Annotated in this window: 4 protein-coding genes and 1 tRNA gene; all 5 read right to left on the bottom strand. The window is 20.8% G+C overall.

The features are described 5' to 3' along the window. Nucleotides 1-93: 93 nt before the first annotated feature. Nucleotides 94-177, bottom strand: a tRNA-Tyr gene (locus ACHMP6_RS01670). 281 nt (nucleotides 178-458) lie between these two features. After that, nucleotides 459-2,039, bottom strand: a complete 1,581-nt coding sequence (locus tag ACHMP6_RS01675; RefSeq protein WP_412097796.1) for a YidC/Oxa1 family membrane protein insertase — start codon at nucleotides 2,037-2,039, stop codon at nucleotides 459-461. Nucleotides 2,040-2,119: 80 nt separating this feature from the next. Continuing rightward, nucleotides 2,120-2,488 carry a ribonuclease P protein component gene (gene rnpA / locus ACHMP6_RS01680; RefSeq protein WP_412097797.1) on the bottom strand — a complete coding sequence of 123 codons (369 nt, stop codon included), beginning with the start codon at nucleotides 2,486-2,488 and terminating at the stop codon, nucleotides 2,120-2,122. Nucleotides 2,489-2,784: 296 nt separating this feature from the next. Beyond that, nucleotides 2,785-2,919 carry a 50S ribosomal protein L34 gene (gene rpmH, locus ACHMP6_RS01685; RefSeq protein ID WP_412097798.1) on the bottom strand — a complete coding sequence of 45 codons (135 nt, stop codon included), beginning with the start codon at nucleotides 2,917-2,919 and terminating at the stop codon, nucleotides 2,785-2,787. A 41-nt stretch (nucleotides 2,920-2,960) separates the two neighbouring features. Beyond that, the gene (locus ACHMP6_RS01690; RefSeq protein WP_412097799.1) at nucleotides 2,961-3,818 is read right to left on the bottom strand and encodes a M42 family metallopeptidase; all 858 of its coding nucleotides are present in this window, start codon (nucleotides 3,816-3,818) and stop codon (nucleotides 2,961-2,963) included. Between the last annotated feature and the right edge of the window lie 60 nt (nucleotides 3,819-3,878).

Consider the following 3,878-nt stretch of genomic DNA (forward strand, 5'->3'; position numbering starts at 1 on the left):
TTTTAATTAAAAAAATCATCTTCAGTTTTCAAAGAATTAAAATTAAGATAAAAAAATTCTTAATTTAACAAAATTAAATTTATAAATATTATATGGTGAAGGGGGGTGGATTCGAACCACCGTACCTTACGGAGCAGTTTTACAGACTGATGCGTTTAGCCACTTCGCTACCCCTCCTAAAATATTAAAAATTTAAAAAACAAAAATTATAAAAAATATAAATATTTGATCTTTTAATTTTTTTAGTTAAAAAAACGTACATTAACATATAATAAAAAAATTATTTTCATGCAAATCAAACTCTTACTAATCTAGTTTAACATATTTATATAAAAAAAATTAAATTATTTAACTTTTTTTTAATTTTTTTATAAAAAAATAAATATTAAAAAAATTTTAAACAAAAAATAAATTACTTTTCTTAAATGAAAAGTAATTTATTTATATTTGTAATGAATTTAATTTTGAGATATTAAAAAACTTTTTTTTAAAGAATAATATTGTTTTTTCATCATTTTACGATTAACTATTGTTTGAAATAAAGTATAAATATTACCAACTATCCAATATACAGATAAAGATGAATCTTTAAATGATGCTAATGTCATTAAAATAATCATGATATAACTAATTAGTTTCATAGTTTTTTCTTGTTTATTTTTTTTAAATTCTTGTTCAGGAGTTAAAATTTTATTATTTTTATTTAAAAAATCAGATTTTTGTAAACTAACATAATTTAACAAAAACATAGTAACTCCCACTAATAAAGATAAAAAAATCTTAGTATAAATATTATTATTAGTAGAAAATTCATCGAGATATATAAAATTCAAAAAAGGCTTTGAAGTATGTAATTTAAAAATACCTCCAGGAACACGAAAACGATTTAAAGTTCTTAACATAGCAATAAAAATAGGCATTTGTAAAAAAGATAAAAAAACTCCAAATATATTAAAATTATATTTTCTATAAATTTTAAAAATTTCTGTTTGCATTTTTTGTACTGATTCAGGATCTTTTTTTAAAGAATATTTTTCTTGAATTTTATCAATTTCTGGTTGCATCAAACTCATATTTAAAGAAAAAGTACTAGTTTTAGTATAAATAGGCCAAGATAAAGTCCTAATAAGAATAGTAGTTAAAATTATACCTAAACCTAAATTTCCAAAAAAAATACCTTCTGAATTTGAAAATATTGTAGAAAAAAAAGACAAAAAAAATCCAATAAAAACAATTAAAACATTCCAAATATAACCCCATACAATGCCATAATTCCATTTAATTTTGGAAGACCATTGAATAGGTAAATTTTCTTCATCATCAATAAAAACTTTTAAAAATAATTTTTCACTACTATTATTTTCCTTTAAAAACAAAACATTAACATTTTGATCTGTTTTTTTTTCTTTTATTAGTTCATTATATTTATAATTTGAAATTTCTCGAACTTCTTCATCATTAGAAAAAATAGACAAAGAATTAAAATTTTTGTCTTCGAATCGAAATTGATTCAAACCTTGTCCATGGTTTATCGTTGTAAACAATTTAGATATATATAAAGGAGAATTATCATTACTATACTTTAATTCTTGAATATATTGTCTATTAGTTCCTATTTTTATCTTAAAAAATTCTTTAACTTTGTTGATTTTATCTTTTGAACTTAATAAAAAATCATTTCCTTTAAAAGAGAAATAATATTCATTACCATTCAAAATAGAATTCAAACTAGAAAAAAATTGAATAATAACATTATCTTTTTCATCTAAAGATAAATCATTAAAATAATCATTTGTTATATGTTGAACACGAATATCTTTGTTCTTATTATGTATATCAAATTTAAATATATCTAAATATTGTTGAGATTTTTCTAAATTAAATGTTCTTAATTTATTTTTGTCGTCTTTATGTTTCAAAACATAATTAGATTCAGAAAATAAAAATCTTAATTTTTTAGAATCAAATTTATCATGAAAAACAATTTTAAATTCTTCATTAATCCATTCATTATTATTTTCTGTTCTGGTAGTGAACATCTTTGTAATGGATATGAAAATAAAAGTTAAACAAAAAATAAATAAAAATTTTTTAAAAAAATGTATAATTGCATCATTTTTCATATTTTATATATTTCGTCCTTACTTGGGAGATTAATTAAAAAAGATTTTTTTAATAAAAATAAAACATTTTTTTTCAAATCTAAAAAATTCAGTTGCTTAGCTACAGGTTTAATAACAATAACGAAAGAAATATTTTTTTTCATAAAGAAAGAATTTTCATGAATAATCATTCTTAAACGTCTTTTAATTAAATTTCTTTCATGAGATTTACCATATTTTTTACCAATAATTAAAGCAAATCTAAAATAATTTAAATCCGTACCAACAACATAATATAATAAAAAAAAATAATTTCTTACACATTTATTAAATTTAAAAATAGAATTTATTTCCTTTTTTTTTTTTAAAATAAACTTTCTTTTCATTTTGAAATATAATACCTTTTTTTAAAATTATCTAATTAAAAATTATCAAAAACAAAAAATAAAAATAAATTATTTTCAATAATATTTTTTTAAAAAATAAAAAAAATAAAAATATAAATATAATTTAAAAAATAGATTTTTTAATTTTTATTTTGATATTATACAACTAATGAAAAAATTATTTTATTTTATCAAAAAAAAATTTCTTTTATTTTAGTATAAAAAAAATAAAAAATTAAAAAGAAAAAAAGATAAAAATAATTAATTTTAAAAAAATTAATTAAAAAATTAAAATTTTAAACAGTTAATTTAACTCTACCTTTTCTTCTTCTAGAAGATAAAACATTACGTCCACCTGGAGTAGAAATTCTATTTCTAAATCCGTGAGTTCTTTTTCTCTTTATTTTGCTTGGTTGATATGTTCTTTTCATAAATATAAACCTCTTTTCATAATAATTAATATAAATTTTTTTTAATTAAACAAAATTTCTTCTACTTTTTTTTCATCTAATTTTTGAATTAATAAAAGTAATAATTTAATAGTATTTTCGATATCTTTTTTATGGACAATAGAAGTATGAGAATGAATATAACGCGTTGGAACGCTAACAACAATAGAAACAGCTCCTTCATTTTGAACATGCATAGCAGAAGCATCTGTTTGACCACCCGTAGGAATAGGTTCTTGATAAGGAATATTATTTTCTTTGGCTAATTGAATAACAAAATTTCTTAATCCTTTATGAGCTACTAATCCAGAATCATAAATAGATAATTGAGGACCTTTACCTAATACTCTTTTAGAAACATTTTTATCTCCAGGTACATCATCGGAAATGCCAGTATCTACAGCTATCGCTATAGATGGTTTTATTTTATTTGCGCTTGTAATTGCTCCTCTTAAACCTACTTCTTCTTGAACAGTAAAAGAACCAATAAACCTATTAGGATTTTTGTCTAATAATTTTAATACTTCCATAACTATTAGAACTCCTGCTCTGTTATCTATAGCTTTGGATAATAAAAAATCAGAATTTCCTAAAGTTCTAAATTCAGTATAAGGAGTCACCATGTCGCCTATTTGGACCCCTAATTTTTCAGCTTCTTCTTTATCATTTACTCCTAAATCTAAAAATAAATTATTTATATCAGGAATTTTATTTCTCTCAGCAATAGATAAATTATGCGGTGGTCGAGCTCCTGTTACAGCAAATAAAATTCCTTTTTTAGTATGAATTTGCCATAACTGAGCTAACATTACTATACTCATCCAACCACCTAAAGTTTGAAATTTAGCAAAACCTTCCGGTGTTATTTCTGTTATAATCAATCATCGAGATAGAATTAGACCGTTTTTCTATTACTAGATATTAATCTAAGCCCCTCACAC

It is taken from the genome of Candidatus Phytoplasma palmae, assembly GCF_046896035.1.
In the GTDB taxonomy this organism is placed as follows: domain Bacteria; phylum Bacillota_I; class Bacilli_A; order Acholeplasmatales; family Acholeplasmataceae; genus Phytoplasma; species Phytoplasma palmae.